General features: G+C 71.4%; 14 protein-coding genes. 8 read left to right on the top strand and 6 right to left on the bottom strand.

All coding sequences use genetic code 11. The features are described from left to right. Positions 1 to 9 precede the first annotated feature (9 nt). Positions 10 to 819, top strand: coding sequence for an ABC transporter ATP-binding protein (locus P8T65_RS07255; RefSeq protein ID WP_316724538.1), 810 nt, complete (start codon positions 10 to 12; stop codon positions 817 to 819). 52 nt (positions 820 to 871) lie between these two features. Here the strand turns inward: P8T65_RS07255 and P8T65_RS07260 are convergent, their stop codons facing one another. Further along, complete coding sequence (locus P8T65_RS07260; protein ID WP_316724539.1) at positions 872 to 1,555, bottom strand: hypothetical protein; 684 nt, start codon at positions 1,553 to 1,555, stop codon at positions 872 to 874. 274 nt (positions 1,556 to 1,829) lie between these two features. Here P8T65_RS07260 and P8T65_RS07265 point away from each other — a divergent pair, with 274 nt between their 5' ends. From P8T65_RS07265 to P8T65_RS07285, 5 genes are all read left to right on the top strand, one after another. After that, a complete protein-coding gene (locus tag P8T65_RS07265; RefSeq protein WP_316724540.1) occupies positions 1,830 to 2,486 on the top strand; it encodes a helix-turn-helix transcriptional regulator in 657 nt (218 codons plus the stop codon). A gap of 31 nt (positions 2,487 to 2,517) precedes the next feature. Next, complete coding sequence (locus tag P8T65_RS07270; protein ID WP_316731509.1) at positions 2,518 to 3,048, top strand: toxin-antitoxin system, toxin component; 531 nt, start codon at positions 2,518 to 2,520, stop codon at positions 3,046 to 3,048. 45 nt (positions 3,049 to 3,093) lie between these two features. Further along, the gene (locus P8T65_RS07275) at positions 3,094 to 4,302 is read left to right on the top strand and encodes an MAB_1171c family putative transporter (protein ID WP_316724541.1); all 1,209 of its coding nucleotides are present in this window, start codon (positions 3,094 to 3,096) and stop codon (positions 4,300 to 4,302) included. Further along, positions 4,286 to 5,713 (top strand): FAD-dependent monooxygenase, encoded by a 1,428-nt coding sequence (locus P8T65_RS07280; RefSeq protein WP_316724542.1) that lies wholly within the window; start codon positions 4,286 to 4,288, stop codon positions 5,711 to 5,713. The genes P8T65_RS07275 and P8T65_RS07280 overlap by 17 nt, the downstream gene beginning before the upstream one ends. A gap of 119 nt (positions 5,714 to 5,832) precedes the next feature. Next, a complete protein-coding gene (locus P8T65_RS07285; protein ID WP_316724543.1) occupies positions 5,833 to 6,060 on the top strand; it encodes a hypothetical protein in 228 nt (75 codons plus the stop codon). Between the two features lie 81 nt (positions 6,061 to 6,141). Here P8T65_RS07285 and P8T65_RS07290 read toward each other — a convergent pair whose 3' ends face one another. From P8T65_RS07290 to P8T65_RS07300, 3 genes are read right to left on the bottom strand one after another with little or no spacing between them, the layout of a single operon-like run. Beyond that, a complete protein-coding gene (locus P8T65_RS07290; protein WP_316724544.1) occupies positions 6,142 to 7,125 on the bottom strand; it encodes a polyprenyl synthetase family protein in 984 nt (327 codons plus the stop codon). Beyond that, positions 7,122 to 7,829: a 4'-phosphopantetheinyl transferase superfamily protein gene (locus P8T65_RS07295; RefSeq protein ID WP_316724545.1), complete on the bottom strand. Its 708-nt coding sequence runs from the start codon at positions 7,827 to 7,829 to the stop codon at positions 7,122 to 7,124. The genes P8T65_RS07290 and P8T65_RS07295 overlap by 4 nt, the downstream gene beginning before the upstream one ends. Next, entirely contained in the window at positions 7,774 to 8,685 is a 912-nt protein-coding gene (locus P8T65_RS07300; protein ID WP_316724546.1) for a metallophosphoesterase, read from the bottom strand. The genes P8T65_RS07295 and P8T65_RS07300 overlap by 56 nt, the downstream gene beginning before the upstream one ends. A gap of 365 nt (positions 8,686 to 9,050) precedes the next feature. Here P8T65_RS07300 and P8T65_RS07305 point away from each other — a divergent pair, with 365 nt between their 5' ends. After that, a complete protein-coding gene (locus tag P8T65_RS07305) occupies positions 9,051 to 10,232 on the top strand; it encodes an ATP-grasp domain-containing protein (protein ID WP_316724547.1) in 1,182 nt (393 codons plus the stop codon). 188 nt (positions 10,233 to 10,420) lie between these two features. Then, positions 10,421 to 11,512 (top strand): IS630 family transposase, encoded by a 1,092-nt coding sequence (locus tag P8T65_RS07310; RefSeq protein WP_316724548.1) that lies wholly within the window; start codon positions 10,421 to 10,423, stop codon positions 11,510 to 11,512. A 131-nt stretch (positions 11,513 to 11,643) separates the two neighbouring features. Here P8T65_RS07310 and P8T65_RS07315 read toward each other — a convergent pair whose 3' ends face one another. Together P8T65_RS07315 and P8T65_RS07320 are read right to left on the bottom strand one after the other, a co-directional pair. Continuing rightward, positions 11,644 to 14,691, bottom strand: coding sequence for a glycoside hydrolase family 38 C-terminal domain-containing protein (locus tag P8T65_RS07315; RefSeq protein ID WP_316724549.1), 3,048 nt, complete (start codon positions 14,689 to 14,691; stop codon positions 11,644 to 11,646). A gap of 85 nt (positions 14,692 to 14,776) precedes the next feature. Next, positions 14,777 to 16,117 carry a 6-phospho-beta-glucosidase gene (locus tag P8T65_RS07320; RefSeq protein WP_316724550.1) on the bottom strand — a complete coding sequence of 447 codons (1,341 nt, stop codon included), beginning with the start codon at positions 16,115 to 16,117 and terminating at the stop codon, positions 14,777 to 14,779. Position 16,118 lies beyond the last annotated feature (1 nt).

A 16,118-nucleotide genomic window follows, 5' to 3' on the forward strand; every position in this document is an offset into this window, starting at 1 on the left:
CAGCGGGCGATGCACGCCTTGCTTGAGGTAGCGGGCCTGAAGAAGGTCTACGAGGGTTCCGGGCGCCGCGTGGAGGCGGTGCGGGACCTCACCTTCACCGTCGACGCCGGCGAACTGGTGTGTCTGGTGGGCCCGTCGGGCTGCGGCAAGACGACCCTGCTGAAGTGCGTGGCGGGGCTGCTGAGGCCGACGGCGGGTGAAGTCCGCCTGATGGGACGGCCGGTGGAGGGGCCGCCGCCGGGCATGGCGGTCGTCTTCCAGGAGTACGGGCGCAGCCTCTTCCCCTGGATGCGGGTCCGCGACAATGTCGAACTCCCGCTCAGGCAGAAGAGGTTGAGCCGCGAGCAGCGGCGGGGTCTGGTCGAGGGCGCGCTCGCCTCGGTCGGTCTGTCCGACGCCGCCGGGGCGTATCCGTGGCAGTTGTCCGGCGGGATGCAGCAGCGGGTCGCCATCGCCCGCGCGCTGGCGTACGAGCCGGACGTCCTGCTGATGGACGAGCCGTTCGCGGCGGTCGACGCCCAGACCCGCGCCGACCTGGAGGATCTCGTACGGGGCCTGTGGCGGGAGCGCGGGATCACGATCCTCTTCGTCACCCACGACATCGACGAGGCCGTCTACCTGGGCGAACGTGTCCTGATCCTGTCCGCCTCCCCCACGGTCGTCCAGGAGCAGCTGAAGGTCGATCTCCCCGCCGAGCGCGACCAGTTGCACACCCGCGTGGCCCCGCGCTTCGCGGAACTGCGCACCCATGTGTACGAGCAGATCCAGGCGGCCAAGCGGGGGACCGCGCTGGAGAAGGATACGCTGGAGAAGGATTGACCTCCGGCGCCGTCGGCGACCTGAACGCCGGCGGCGCCGGAGGGGGTGCGGCTCACCTCTCGGGGGAGGGCACCACGCTCAGGTGGGTCGATGCGGGTCGGCGGGGGCGGCGGGCCCTGCGGGCGTGGTCGGTCGGACGGTTCACCTCGTGCAGGACGAGGGTCATCCGGTGGTAGCCGAGGTCGTGGAGGGTGTCGGGGCTCTCGCCGACGACCCGGCAGTGGGTCGCGCCCCACCGCGGGTCCGGGTGGACCAGGGGCCGGACGGCGCCGTCGTGACGGATCGCGCCGGGGCCGACGGTGCGGAGCCAGTGCGGCAGGCCGTGGCGGTAGGCGGCGTCCATGATGGGGTCCTGAGCGATGTCCCGGCGGATGGACTGCAGGCCCCGGTCCTGGGGGTGGCGCTCCACGGCGGCGGCGAAGTGGGCGAGCATCGGCAGACACCAACTGGACTCGTGGTCACCGAGAACGGTGGCGGCGTCCGGGTGGAAGAGCACGAAGCGGAGGAAGTTGTCGTCCGGCAGGGCCGTCGGGTGGGGCCCCACTGCGGTGAAGAGCGCGCGGAACGCGGCGTTGCTCAGGACGACGTCCCAGCGGTGGTCGAGGACGACGGACGGGAACAGGACGGAGTCCAGCAGTACGGCGTAGTCCTGGAGATACGCCTGCGCTTCCTGGGCTTCGAGAGTGTCGGGGACGGGCCGCGGTACCGACCGCTGCCCTCCTGCCTGATGTGCCATCGGGAGGTCACCCCTCTTGCCTATGCGGCCTTCACGCGGCTCCTTGATCCTCCTGCCCCGAGCGGAGGCGTGTCAACTATCGTGGCATTCGACGCCGGTTGACGGCTGAATCTCGCCACAGTTGTGGCGAGACCTGGATGTGAGTTCGACCGAACCGCTAGTCTCCCCGCAGTTCACGGTGTACTTGCCGGGACCAGGGTCTCGCGCCAGGCTTGGATCCACGGATTCCGCAGTACCGCGAAATTGGCCTGAGAGAGACGTAGGAGATCTGTCGGTGACGGATGGCTTCGAGGTTCCGGACGCCGCGGCGACGGTTCTGCTGCCGGCCGTCGTGGCCCGTGTCACCGCGCTGGCGGACAAGTTGCGCGTGGGGCACGCGGAGGTCTTCGACACCCGGCGGCTCTCGGTGGCCTCGGGTGTGCCGGAGGCGGTCGTGAAGGCCCTGCTGAGCGGTCGGCGCGCCGGTGAGCCGGACGTCCAGGCCCGCTTTCTGCAACGCCTCGACCTGCTGCGACGCACCCGGCTCAAGCCCAACGGCCGCAAGTACACCCAGCAGGAGATCGCCGACGGCGCGGGCATGTCGCGCCAGCAGGCGGGTGCCCTGATCAACGGCGACCGGCGTCCCACGATGGAGCACTGCGACGCCATCCAGCGCTTCTTCAGGGTCCACGCCGGCTTCCTGACCGCCGAGGATCCCGAGGCGCTGGCGAGCGCCCTGATGCGGACCGAGCAGGAGCTCCTCCAGCAACTCGCCGACCGCGAGCGCGCGGCGACCGAGGCCGCGGACGACCCGTTGCAGCGGCTGCTCCAGAACCACGGTGTGCGTTCCATCGCCTGGCGGGCGGCGCAGCTGCCCACCGACCAGCACCGCGACAAGGTCGCGGAGTGGCTGGACATGCTGCTGGAGAGCGTCAAGCGGCCCGAGTCCTGACCGGGGGAGAACTGTGAGCATCGGAAGGGAAATGCGCCGTCTGTGCGGCGAGTTGGTCGGCGAACTCACCCTGCCGGCACCGGCGGACCCCGCCGATCTCTACAGCGCCCTGTGCGACGCCATGAGCAGACGCCGCGGCCGCCCCGTCCACTACCGCACCGCCGCCTTCCCGCCCGGTACGGCCAGTGGGCTGTGGCTGGACATGGCCGAGCAGGACCTGGTCGTCATCGAGGAACGCACCGCGCCCGACCACCAGTTGGTGATCCTCGGTCACGAGCTGTGGCACATGCAGGCCGGGCACTGCGGACAGCACGTGGACGGCGCCGCCGTCGCCGCGCGCTTATTGAGCCAGGACGCCGATCTCGAGGAGACCGTGCTGAGGGTCGTCGCCCGGACCCGGTTCGACCTGTCCGACGAGCAGGACGCGGAGAGCTTCGGACTGCTGCTGGCCAGCAAGTGCCGTATGTGGCTGGCCGGTTCGGCGCTGCGCGGGCCGGTGCGCCGGGACCACCTGGCCGGCCGCATCGGGGCCTCGCTCGGCTACCGCGGGCCGCAGGGCTGAGCGGCACGGACGCCGAGACGCCGAGACGCCGAGAATTCCGAAGACATGGACGGGTCCAGCTACTACATTCCGGCCGTCGCGATGACGATCGCCCTCGCCCTCAAGACGCCCGCGCTGCTGCGGAACTGGGGCGATCCCCTGATCAGGTCCGTGTGCGCGCTGATGACCCTGGCCGCCCTGGTCTTCTGCTTCGCCGCGCCGCCGACGATCATCGAGCTGAACCGCGTCACGGGCGTCACGAACGTCTCGGCCGCCGTCGTCTATCTGCTGCTGAGCGCGTTCAGCGGCTCCTGCCTGGTGCTGATCACCAACTGGCGGGGCGGCCCGCCGGAGACGACCCGTCGCCTCTCGCGCCGCTGGATCGCCGGGTACGGCGCGGTGTGCGTGGCGATCGTGGTGCTGTTCGTGCTCGGCGAGGCCCCCGTCGAGCGGGTGCGGGACTTCGACACGTACTACGCGGGCGCCCCGTTCCTGCGCGAGATGATCGTGCTGTACCTGACCGGGTTCATGGTCGCGGGGCTCGCGATGAACGTGATGTGCTGGCGCTGGGCGCTCCAGGTGCGCGGCTGGCTGCGCGCGGGGCTGCTGATCATCGCGTTCGGTTTCCTGCTCAACGTCCCGTTCGCGGCGGTCAAGCTGATCGCCGTGGTGGCCCGCTGGCAGGGCGGCGACCTGGACTATCTGAGCACGTACGTGGCGCCCGTGCTGTCGTCCGTCGGCGCGCAGGTCTGCGCGGTCGGCTTCTGTCTGCCGCTGGCCGGGGAACGCCTCGGGGACTCCTGGACCATCTGGTCCATGTACCGCCGGCTCGGCCCGCTGTGGCGGGAGTTGCGCCCCGTCTGGGCCCAGGCGAGCCACGAGGTGCGGATCTCCTGGTGGGCGCCGGCCCGGCTCCAGATGACACAGCGCGAGTCCGACATCCACGACGGCATGCTCAGCCTGTACCCGTACTTCGACGCCGAAGTGCGGGCCAAGGCGTACGACGCGGCCGTCGCGTCGGGTTCGGAGCCCGTCCAGGCGCGGGCCGAGGCCGACGCGGCGATGGTGACGGCGGCGGTGCGGGCGAAGGCGGACGATCCGGAGGGCCGGGTCATCAGCTCGGCACCGGCCGACGCCCCGGCCCCGCCGGCCGAGAACCCCCGTGACCTCGTGCGGATGTCCATCGCCCTGCGTCAGTCACCCGTCGTAGCGGCCGCCCGCGAATGGGCCGCCGCGACCAGGTCAGGAAGCGACTTCCATGAGCGAACCCCTTAGCGGCCCGCGCGACGGCGCGGTCACGACTCCCCGGCGAGCCGTCGTCGTCGGCGCGGGCCTGGCCGGTCTGCTGGCCGCCGCCGCGCTGCGCGACCACGCCGAGGTCACCGTCGTCGAACGCGACGCGCTGCCCGAGGGTCCGGAGCCACGCAAGGGCGTGCCCCAGGCCCGGCACGCCCACCTGCTCTGGTCGGGCGGGGCCCGGGCGATGGAGGAGCTGCTGCCGGGCGTCACCGACGCCTGGCTGGCCGCGGGTGCCCGGCGCATCCCGCTGCCGACCGGACTGGTCTCCCTGTCGCCGCAGGGCTGGATCCGCCGCTGGCCGGAGATGGAGTTCATGATCGCGTGCAGCCGCGATCTGCTGGAGTCGGTCGTCCGCGCCCGGCTCGTCGCCGACCCTCGCGTCACCGTGCTGGAGCGCACAGAGATCCTGGGCCTGGCGGGCGACGCCTCCCGGGTGACGGGCATCCGGCTCTCCTCCGCCGACGGCGAGGACCGGGTCCTCACGGCCGATCTGGTGGTGGACGCCGCCGGGCGCGGTTCGCGGGGCACGGCCTGGCTCGACGCGCTCGGGGTCGCGCCCGCGCCGATGGACGAGGTCGACTCCGGTCTCGTGTACGCGAGCCGGGTCTTCCGGGCGCCGGCGGGCACCGAGGAGTACCCGGTGGTCAATGTGCAGCCGGACGGGTCGCAGCCGGTGCCGGGGCGGAGCGCGACGCTCGTGCCCATCGAGGGCGGGCGGTGGCTGGTGACGCTGTCGGGCACCCGAGGCGGTCAACCGACGGCGCGGTCCGAGGAGTTCGAGCCGTTCGCCCGGGACGACGTCCGGCACCCCGTCGTGGGCGAGCTGATCTCCCGCGCCGAGCCCTTGACGGACGTCGTGGTCACCCGCAGCACGATCAACCGGCGCCGCTTCTTCGAGAAGGTGTCCGGCTGGCCCGACGGTTTCGTCGCGATCGGCGACTCGGTCGCCACGTACAACCCGATCTACGGCCACGGCATGTCCGTCGCCGCGCAGAGCGCTCTCGTACTGCGGGAACGGGTCGCCGCGCTCGGTCTCACGGCGCCGGGGCTGGCGCGCCGGGTGCAGAGGGCGGTGGCGAAGCCGGTGAGCCTGGCCTGGGAGCTGGCCACCGGCACGGACATCCGGTACCCGGAGGCCATCGGCAAACGGCCGAACGCGGCGCAGAGGCTCTTCGGGCGTTACGTGGAGCGGCTGATGCGGACAGCGCTCGGCCGGCCCCTGGTGTTCCGGGCGTACCTCGGCGTGGTCACCCTCACCGCGCCGATCGGCGCCCTGGTCCGGCCGGAGGTCGTCCTCGCGGTGCTGCGCGGCCCGGTCAAACCTCCTTTGGCGGAACCGCCCCTGACGGAGGATGAGCGAAGAACGGTGCTTGGAGCGGGCTCCTAGGGCGACTTCCGCGCGGGAGAGCGGGATTGTCAGTGGTGGACGGCAAGCTGGGAGTGTGCCCGCCCCTGTGCCGGGGCGGGCACGGAGTTTCGCCGATCCGACCAGGGGAGAGCCGTTCGATGCCGACCGCCGTACTGACCGACCGCGAGCGCGCCGCCGTACAGGCCTATCTTCGGCTGCTGGGGACCGTACGAGCAGCGTTCGACGGGCCGCCGGACTCCCGCCGACCACCCGTGGTGCCGCCCGCCGCGCTCGCCGAGGCGGAGCAGGCACTGGCGGCGGCGGGGCTCTCGGGCAACGAGGAGGAGTTCTTCGAGCTGCTGCGGAGCTGGTGCCCGCGGGTGTGAGTGAGCGCGGTCTCCGTGTGCGGGGGCGCGGGCTCCTACGGTCCGCCGGGTGACCTCCGGCGGGCCCTCGCCGGTCCCGGTCTAGGGCAGACCCATGGTCAGGTACATCCCGGCGGCCTGGTCCACCAGTTGCCGCAGGGCCGGCACATGGCTCTCGTCGCCGCTCAGTTCGTCGAGGACCCGGTGCGCGTCGTCGCGGAACGCGGCGAGGTCCTTCTCGAACCGCCGGAGCACGGCGGGGCCGAGCAGCAGTGCGCGCAACCGCGCGCGGGCCGCTGCGGAGCCGCGCGCGGCGCGCCCGAGTTCCGCGACCCGCTCCCGGGAGCCCGGGGGCGCCTCCTCCAGGGCGCAGGCGAGGAGATAGGTGACCGTGCCGTTCAGCAGGTCCTCGTCGCGGCCGGAGAGCAGGTCCTCCTGGTCGTTGAAGAGCTGCCAGAGGATTCCGAAGACCTCACCGAACTCCCGCCACAGTGCGGTGCGTTCGCTCCCGGCGCCGGAGAGGATCGCGGCCATCGCCGTGATCATCCCGAAGGGTGCGCCGGACTTCCCGCGACAGGCGGCCACGACCGCGTCGCACGAGGCGTTCGTCAGGTCGCCGTGCAGATCGCGCAGTTGGCCCTCCACGGCGTCGATCCAGCAGTCGACGATCTCCCGGGTGAGGGCGCCCCGCACCGCGTCCGGCACCGGCTGGGCCTGGACGATCCTGATGGGCAGGGCCTGTCCGCTGAGGACGGACGCCAGCAGCGCCTCGTCCGTGCCGAGTCCGGCGGGGGTGTGCGCGCCGTGCCCGTCGGCCAGGTCGTCGAGGTAGCAGGCGGAGGTCCACCACAGGACGTGCACGGCCGCCAGGGGAACGGCCGGTCCCGGGGCCCCGGTCTCGCAGGCGTGCACGAGCAGGGGGAGCACGGACAGGGGGTATTTCATCCGCTGGTGGCCCAGCAGCCCGGATATGGATCGCCGGACCGCCCCGGACGACGGCCCGAGGCTCTCCAGGGCGGTGGCGATCTCCGCGTCGATCTCCGGCGCGACCTGTCTGTGCAGCTCAACATAGGACAGGGTGGTCATCCGGCGTCCTCGGCCTCGGAGGGAAAGGGAACCGAGACCGCGGTCGCCACCAGCCCCCGTCGGACGCTCCAGCGACCGTCGAGGACGTCGAGTCGCCGGCCGGCCACCACCGGTCCCGGTACGAGGAGTTCGGCGCGGAAGCGGCCGGAGCGGCCGTCGGGGCCCACGGTCACCTCGATGTCGGCCTCCGAGAAGTCCAGCCATCGCCGGGTGAGCGGGAACCACGCCTTGTAGACGGACTCCTTGGCGCTGAAGAGCAGCCGGTCCCAGTGGACCGAGGGGTCGTCGGCGGTCAGCCGGCGCAGCCGGGTCTCCTCCGTGGGCAGGGCGATCGCCGTCAGGACGCCCTCGGGCAGGGCGTCGTGGGGTTCGGCGTCGATGCCGAGGGAGGCGAGGTCGACGGCGCGGACCAGGGCGGCGGCGGCGTATCCCTCGCAGTGGGTCATGCTGCCGGTCAGGCCGTCCGGCCAGCGGGGGGCGCCACGCTCGCCGGGCACGATCGCCCGCGGGGCGACCCCGAGCTTCTCCATGGCCCGCCGGGCGCAGGCCCGGACGAGGGTGAACTCGCGGCGCCGCTTCGGTACCGCCCGGGCGACGACCGCCTCCTCCTCGGGGTACAGCTCGACCCCCTCGACGGCGGCGGCCTCCTCATGGGCGTGCGCCTCCACGACCACGACCGCTCCCGGGAGCAGTTCCTCGATCACCGGCTCCGACCTCCAACGGCAGAATGCGGCGCAGCCTGCCCGGGGGTTCCGGACGCGGTCGCCACTCGCGGGGGTATCCCACGGACACCTCTTCGAAGCGGACCCCGTCCAGCCAGGTGGTCCGCGGGATGTGCAGATGGCCGTAGACCATGACCTCGACGTTGAACCGCCGGTGCCAGTCGGCGGTCAGCTCGGTGCCGCACCACATGGCGAACTCGGGGTACCACAGGACGTCCGTCGGGTGCCGGTCCAGGGGGTAGTGGTTGACCAGCACCTTCGGCAGGTCGGGCGGGAGTTCGGCGAGCCTGCGTTCGGTCTCGGCGACGCGGGCGCGGCACCAGTCGTCCCGGGTCGGGTACGGGTCGGGGTGCAGCACGTGCTCGTCGGCACAGACCACTCCGGTGCCGTGCGCGTACTCCAGGCCCTCCGCCTTGGTGGCGCAGCCGTCGGGCAGGAACGAGTAGTCGTACAGGAGGAACAGCGGCGCGATCACCACCGGGCCGCCCGGCCCCTCCCACAGGGGGTACGGGTCCTCGGGGGTGACGACGCCCAGCTCCCGGCAGAGGGCCACGAGATGGTCGTACCGTTCGACGCCCCGGTACCGGACGGTCTCGCTGGGGTGGGTCCACAGTTCATGGTTGCCCGGCACCCAGACGACCTTGGCGAAGCGGTCGGCGAGGGTCGTCAGCGCCCAGCGGATGTCGGCGACGGTCTCGGAGACGTCACCGGCGACGAGCAGCCAGTCGTCGTCGCTCTCGGGGCGCATCCGCTCGACCAGGGCGCGGTTCTCGGGATAGCCGATGTGCAGATCACTGACGGCCAGCAGATTTCCGTGACGGCCGACCCTCGACTCCACCCGTGCTCCTCTCCGAACGCCGAACATCAACACGAGAACACAGGTGCGCGCCCACGGACAAGACCGACCTGCCGAGCCACGGCCCGCCGGGGCGGGGAACACCGTCGTCGCCCTGTCGGGGAACACCGCCGACTCGCCCGTGTGCGCCGTCGGCGCGCCCGTGGACCCCGCCGACCTGTGCGAAGACACCGCCGCGCGAGGATTAACACGCGCGTGACAGAAACATGGGTCCCAGTGGCCGTATGATCCGTCCTACACCACCGCCACGCCCCTCCTTCGCGTACGGCGGTTCGGCGTACCTCCATCCCCCCTGGCCGGGCACGGCCTGCTTCGCCCTGCCCGCGAACCTTGGAAAGGCGGCCTGCATGGTCTCTCGCGTACGCGTCTGGCTCAACCGCACGTACGCGGAGAATGTCTTCTTCATGGATCAGCTGCGGCATAATCCGCACGCTCGTCCGGTGGACATCCATGCCACGCACGGCGACGCCGACTCCCCCGTACTGGCCGCCGCCGACACCGCCGACCTGGAGCCCGAGGGCCTCTCCCCCGCCGCGTACGTGGAGTACGCGCTGGACCAGTGCGCCAAGCGCGGCATCGATGTCTTCGTGCCCCGGCTGCACCAGGCGGCCCTCGCCGCGCACCGCGAGGAGTTCGCCGCCGTCGGTACGGCCCTGCTGGCGCCGACCGCCGAAGCCATCGAGGTGTTCGAGGACAAGGTGACCGCGTACGAGGCGGTCCGTGAGCACGGGATTCCGGTGCCGCCGTGGTACCGGGTGACGAACGCCGACGAACTCGTCGCTGCCGTCGAGGAGTTGGAGGCCGACGGACACAGGGCGTGCTTCAAGCCGACGTCCGGGGCGGGCGGTGTGGGCTTCCGTGTCGTCACACGCGCCCCCTTCTCGCTCGATCACCTCAGCGGTTTCCCCAGCCCGTACGTCCAGCTCGACATGGTCGTGGAGGCGGTGCGGGCGGCCGAGGAGCCCGTCGACTGGATGGTGATGCCGCGGCTGGAGCAGCCGGAGGTGTCCGTCGACTGCCTCACCGGCCCCGACGGCCGGGTCCGGATGGCCGTGGGCCGCACCAAGAACGGCCGGCGGCGCGGCTTCACGCTCCACCCGGCGTGGATCGAGCCGGCGCGGCGGCTCGCGGAGCGGTTCGGGCTGCACCACCTGACGAACATCCAGTTCCGGATGTACGGCGACGAGCCGGTCCTGATGGACGTGAACACGCGCCCGGCGGGCGGGCTGCACCAGCTCGCGCTGTGCGGGATCAACGCGCCGTGGGCGGCCGTGCGGTTGGCGCTCGGCGAGGAGACGGGGGATGTGCTGCCGACTCGGCTGGGGCAGGACTACACGGTGGTGTCGGGGCCGCGGCCGGTGCGTCCGGTGTCGTTGCCGCATCAGGTGGCTGAGGTGGGGGTTGCGGACGTGGCTGTGGCCGAGGTGGCCGTGGCCGAGGTGGCGGTTGCGGTGGATGCGCGGCCTGTGGCTGTGGCGCCGCCGGTCGCGTGCAAGCCGACGGTCGCCGACCGGCCGCTCGCCGTCTGAGTTCTCTCGCCCCCGCCGCCCCTACCCGTCCCATCCCCAGGGGCTGCCGCCCCTTCGACCCCCGTGTCAAAGATTCGGGGCTCCGCCCCGGACCCCGTTCGCGCAGTTCCCCGCGCCCCTGGAGAAGGGCGCGGGGAACTGCGCTAGTGTCCTGAGTCTTTATTTCGCTAAAGAAGTAGGCTGGGCTCATGGCGCGTATGGGTCGGCCGACGGTCGAAGTGGTCCTGACGGATGAGGAGCGAGAGACGCTGCTGCGCTGGTCGCGGCGAGCAGCGTCCTCGCAGGCTCTGGCGTTGCGGTGCCGGATCGTGCTTGCGTGTGCTGAGGGCGGTTCGAACACCGCGGTGGGAGCGGAGCTTGGGGTCCACCCGGTCACGGTGGCCAAGTGGCGCAGGCGGTTCGCGGCCGACCGGCTCCAGGGCCTGTCCGACGAGCCGCGGCCCGGCCCGCCCCGCACGGTGAGCGACGAAAAGGTCGAGGAGGTGGTCGTGCGGACCCTGGAGACCACCCCGAAGAACGCCACGCACTGGTCGACGCGGGGAATGGCCGCGGCCAGCGGCCTGAGCCAGTCCACCATCTCGCGGATCTGGCGGACCTTCGGCCTCAAACCGCATCTGGTGGACACCTTCAAGCTGTCCAAGGACCCGCAGTTCATCGAGAAGGTCCGCGACGTCGTCGGCCTGTACCTGGACCCGCCCGAGCGGGCCATCGTCCTCTGTGTGGACGAGAAGTCGCAGATCCAGGCACTGGACCGGTCGGCACCGGTGCTGCCGATGATGCCGGGCATGCCCGAGCGCCGCACCCACGACTACCTGCGCGGCGGCGTGACGACCCTGTTCGCCGCCCTGAACGCGGCCACCGGCGAGGTCATCAGCTCGCTCCACCGCCGGCACCGCGCGGTGGAGTTCAAGAAGTTCCTGGCCAAGCTGGACAAGGAGGTCCCCGACCATCTCGACGTCCACCTGATCTGCGACAACTACGCCACCCACAAGACGCCCGCGATCCAGAAGTGGCTGCTGGCCCATCCGCGGTTCCACATGCACTTCACCCCGACCAGCGCCTCCTGGCTCAACCAAGTGGAGCGCTGGTTCGCCCTGCTGACGGACAAGCAGATACGGCGTGGCGTCCACAGGAACGTCCAAGCCCTGGAGAAGGACATCCGGACCTGGATCGCCGACTGGAACGACAACCCCAAGCCCTTCGTCTGGACGAAGACCGCTGACGAGATCTTCGAACGCCTCACCGGATATCTGAACCGAATCAAAGACTCAGGACACTAGGAGACCGCTGAAGATCTTGCTCTGGCCGCCCGACTCACCCTGGATTGCCGGTAAATGTCAATCGCCATCAAGTAGGGCAAGCCGGGCGCATTTTCAAGATCTTCAGGACGCTTCTAGGCCCTGTCGGCGGGTCAGCCCTTGCCCACCGTCAGCCGTAGTGTCTGCACCTCGAACGGGCGCAGGGTCACCGGGACGCCGTCGCCGTCCGTGGGCGCCTCGGACAGGGGGCGTTCCAGCAGGTCGGTGATCTGGGCCCCGGCGAGCGGGAATCCGGTGCGCAGGACGCCCCGAGCCCGGCCGCCGCTCGACTCGTAGATCCGGACCACGACGTCGCCCGAGGCGTCGTCGGCGAGCTTCACCGCCTCGACGGTGACGCCCTCGCCGTCCACGGACACGACCGGTTCGGGTGCGCCCGCCGCGTCCGCGACGCGCAGCGGCAGGTTGAGGGCGTAGCCCTCGGCGACCGCGTCCTCGATGCCCGCGCCGGGGAGGAGGGAGTACGTGAAGCGGTGCTTGCCCTGGTCGGCCTCGGGGTCCGGGATGCGCGGGGCGCGGACCAGGCTGAGGCGGACCGTGGTGGTCGTACCGCCGTCCTCGCGGACCGTGCGGGAGACGTCGTGGCCGTAGGTCGAGTCGTTGATGACCGCGACGCCGTAGCCGGGTTCGCCGACATGCACCCAGCGGTGGCCGGAGACCTCGAAGCGGGCCGCCTCCCAGCTGGTGTTGGTGTGGGTGGGGCGCTGGATGTGGCCGAACTGGATCTCGGCGGAGGAGTGGGCGGCACGGACGTCGATCGGGAAGCCTGCCTTGAGGAACTTCTCGGCCTCGTGCCAGTCGATGTCCGTCTCGAAGTCGATCCGGGGGCTGCCTGCGCGCAGGGTGATCGTCTGGGTGAGACGGGAACCCTTGCCGAAGGTCCGTTCCACGCGGATCGCGCCGAGGAGGGGGTTCTCCTCGACCACGGTGATCGACTCGGGGTCCAGCAGGTCCGTGTAGCGGTTCTTGTAGTGCTTGTCGACGTCCCAGGCGTCCCAGTAGTTGGGGAGGTCGGTGTGCAGGCGGAGCAGGTTGCCCTTGTCGCCGAGGACCTCGCGGTCGGTGACCAGGTCGCGGACGGAGGCGAGGGTGCCGTCCTCGGCGATCTCCACCCGGACCAGGCCGTTGTCGAGGACGCGGCCGGAGACGGTGACGGGGTGCGGGGGCTCGGCGGCGGTGAGGGGCGCGCTGCCGTTCGCGGGCACCGTGACGTACACCGGGGTGCCCTCGGCCGTGCGGACGACCTCGGCTCGGTCGCGCGGGCTGGTGTTGAAGACACGCGCGTCGCCGCCGCCGAGTGCCGCGACGGCCTCGGCCGTCAGCTCCTCCAGTTCCTCGGCGACCCGCGCGTACTCCGCCTCCGCCTCGCGGTGCACCCAGGCGATGGACGAGCCCGGCAGGATGTCGTGGAACTGGTGGAGCAGGACCGTCTTCCAGAGACGGTCGAGCTTCTCGTGGGGGTAGCTGTACTGCGGCGCGTGGAGCGCGGCCGTCGTCGCCCACAGCTCCGCCTCGCGCAGCTTGTGCTCGCTGCGGCGGTTGCCCTGCTTGGTGCGGGCCTGGGAGGTGTAGGTGGCGCGGTGCAGCTCCAGGTAGAGCTCGCCGTTCCAGACGGGGGCGTCCTCGTACTCGGCGCGGGCCTTGGCGAAGAACTCGTCGGGGTGTTCGACGACGACCTTCGGGGATCCTTCGAGGTCGGCCAGTCGGCGGGCGCGTTCCATGATCTCGCGGGTGGGGCCGCCACCGCCGTCGCCCCAGCCGAACGGGGCCAGCGAGCGCGTACCGGCACCCTTCTCCTGGTAGTTGCGGACCGCGCGGTCCATCTCCTCGCCGCTGAAGCGGGCGTTGTAGGTGTCGACCGGCGGGAAGTGGGTGAAGATGCGGGTGCCGTCGATGCCCTCCCACCAGAACGTGTGGTGGGGGAAGCGGTTGGTCTGGTTCCAGGAGATCTTCTGGGTGAGGAACCACTCGTTGCCGGCGAGTTTGGCGAGCTGCGGGTAGGAGGCGTTGTAGCCGAAGGAGTCCGGGAGCCAGACGCCCCTGGTCTCGATGCCGAAGTGCTCGATGAAGAACCGCTTGCCGTGGACCAGTTGGCGGGCGATGGCCTCGCCGCCGGGCAGGTTGCCGTCGGACTCGACCCACATGCCGCCGACCGGTACCCACTGGCCCTTGTCGACGGCCTTCTTGATCCGCTCCCACACCTGCGGGTAGTTGTCGCGCACCCACTCGTACTGCACGGCCTGTGAGCAGGCGAAGATGAAGTCCTCGTACTCGTCGGCCAGCGCGGTGACGTTGGAGAAGGTGCGGGAGGTCTTGCGCTTGGTCTCGCGGATCGGCCACAGCCAGGCCGAGTCGATGTGGGCGTGGCCGACGCCGGAGATGGTGTGGGCGCTGGCATGGGCGGGCTTGGCGAGGACCGGGGCGAGGATCTCGCGGACGGCCGTGGCGCTGCCGGAGACGTCGTCGAGGTCGACGGCGTCCATGGCCCGGTCCAGGGCGTGCAGGATCTCGTGGCGGCGGGGCTCGTGCTCGCCGAGGTGGACCATCAGCTCGCGCAGCACCTGCAGGTCCAGGTCGAGGTGGAAGACCTCCTCGTCGAGGACGGCGATGTCGGCGCGCCGGAAGGTGTAGAGCGGCTTGTCGCCGGCGGTGAGGATGTCGCCGAGCGGGGTGATCCTGGAGAAGTTGTCGGCGAGGATGTCGGGGTTGGAGGCCGCCTCGACCAGGTAGTCGATGCTCTCGCCGCCGCGTACGGGGTTGCCGATCGGCACGTACTGGTTGAGCGGGTTGACCGCCTTCAGCGGGGTGCCGTCGACGAGGTGGACCAGGGCCTCGGCCTGGTTGCCGGGCCAGTCGCCGACGAAGCCGAGGTCGATGACGGCCTCGACGCGGCGGCCCGCCCACTCGGCGGGGACCTGTCCGCGCATCCGGAACCAGGTGGTGCCCCACGGCGGGCCCCAGGGGGTGTCCATCGCGAACGGGGCGTACGAGGCGGCGGCGGCCTCCTCGAAGGGCACGGGCTCGCCCGGCGCCTGCCAGGCCTCGACCTCGAAGGGGACGGAGGCCGCGTAGAGGGCGGGCTTGATGCGTTGGGTGTGGACGCGCTCTACGCGTTCCTCGATCCGGCGGCGTTCGTCATGCATGAGGTCTCCAGAGAGGGTGGTGCGGGAGCGGGTGGAGCAGATGCGGGAGCAGGTGGGGTCGGGAAAGCGCTTTCTGAGGGGGAGCCTACTTCAGGTACCCGAGGCCAGGGTGCACGGCCGTGTAGCCCTCGACCAGACGGCGGGCGACGTTGACCGAGTCCACCAGGGGGTGCAGGGCGAAGGCCTTCACCGCCGTCGCGCGGGAAGCCGCCTCGGCCGCCGCCAGGACCTCGCGCTCGACGGCCTTGACCGCGCAGACCAGCCCGGTGGCGTGGTCGGGCAGGGGGGCGACGGAGACGGGGTGGGCGCCGTTGGCGTCGACCAGGCAGGGCACCTCGATGACGGCCTCGGTGTCGAGGGTGGTGAGGGTGCCCTTGTTGCGGACGTTGAGGATGAGGGTGGTGCGCTCGTCGCGGGCGATGGCCCGCATCAGGGCGAGGGCGACCTTCTCGTAGCCGCCGGAGAGGTCGTCGGCGTCGCGTTCGCCGGCGCCGGCCGTCTCCCGGTTCTCCGCCATGTAGGTGGCCTCGCGCTCGGCGCGGGTGCGGTCCCAGGCCTTGAGGGCGTGGGCGTCGGGGCGGCGCATCTCCTCGTAGAAATGGGCCTGTTGTTCCTTGAGGAAGGCGCCGCGGGTCTTCTCGACGGCCTGGTAGGCGCGGACGGCCTCACGGTTGAAGTAGTAGTAGTGCAGGTACTCGTTGGGGATCGCGCCGAGGGACTGGAGCCAGTCGACGCCGAAGAGCTTGCCCTCCTCGAAGGAGCCGAGCAGGTCGCGGTCGGCGAGGAGACGGGGCAGCTCGTCGCGGCCGGCGACGTGCAGGCCCCGGACCCAGCCGAGGTGGTTGAGGCCGACGTAGTCGATCCAGGCCTCCTTGGGGTTCGTCACCCCGAGGACGCGGGCGATCCGGCGGCCGAGGCCCACGGGTGAGTCGCAGATGCCGATGACGCGGTCGCCGAGGTGACGGGACATGGCCTCGGTGACCAGGCCCGCCGGGTTGGTGAAGTTGATGAGCCAGGCGTCCGGGGCGAGCCGGGCCACGCGCCGGGCGATGTCCACGGCGACCGGGACGGTGCGCAGGCCGTAGGCGATGCCACCCGCGCCGACGGTCTCCTGACCGAGGACCCCTTCGGCCAGGGCCACGCGCTCGTCGTTCGCGCGGCCCTCCAGACCGCCGACCCGGATCGCGGAGAAGATGAAGTCGGCGCCGCGCAGGGCCTCGTCGAGGTCGGTGGTGGCGCTCACCTCGGGGGCGTCGGGGACGTCCGCGGCCTGCTCGGCGAGGACGCGGGTGACGGCGGAGAGCCGCTCGGCGTCCAGGTCGTGCAGGACGACACGAGTGACCCGGCCCTCGGCGCGGTCCCCGAGGAGCGCCCCGTACACGAGGGGCACCCGGAATCCTCCGCCGCCCAGAATCGTCAGCTTCACT

It is taken from the genome of Streptomyces sp. 11x1, assembly GCF_032598905.1.
GTDB lineage: Bacteria > Actinomycetota > Actinomycetes > Streptomycetales > Streptomycetaceae > Streptomyces.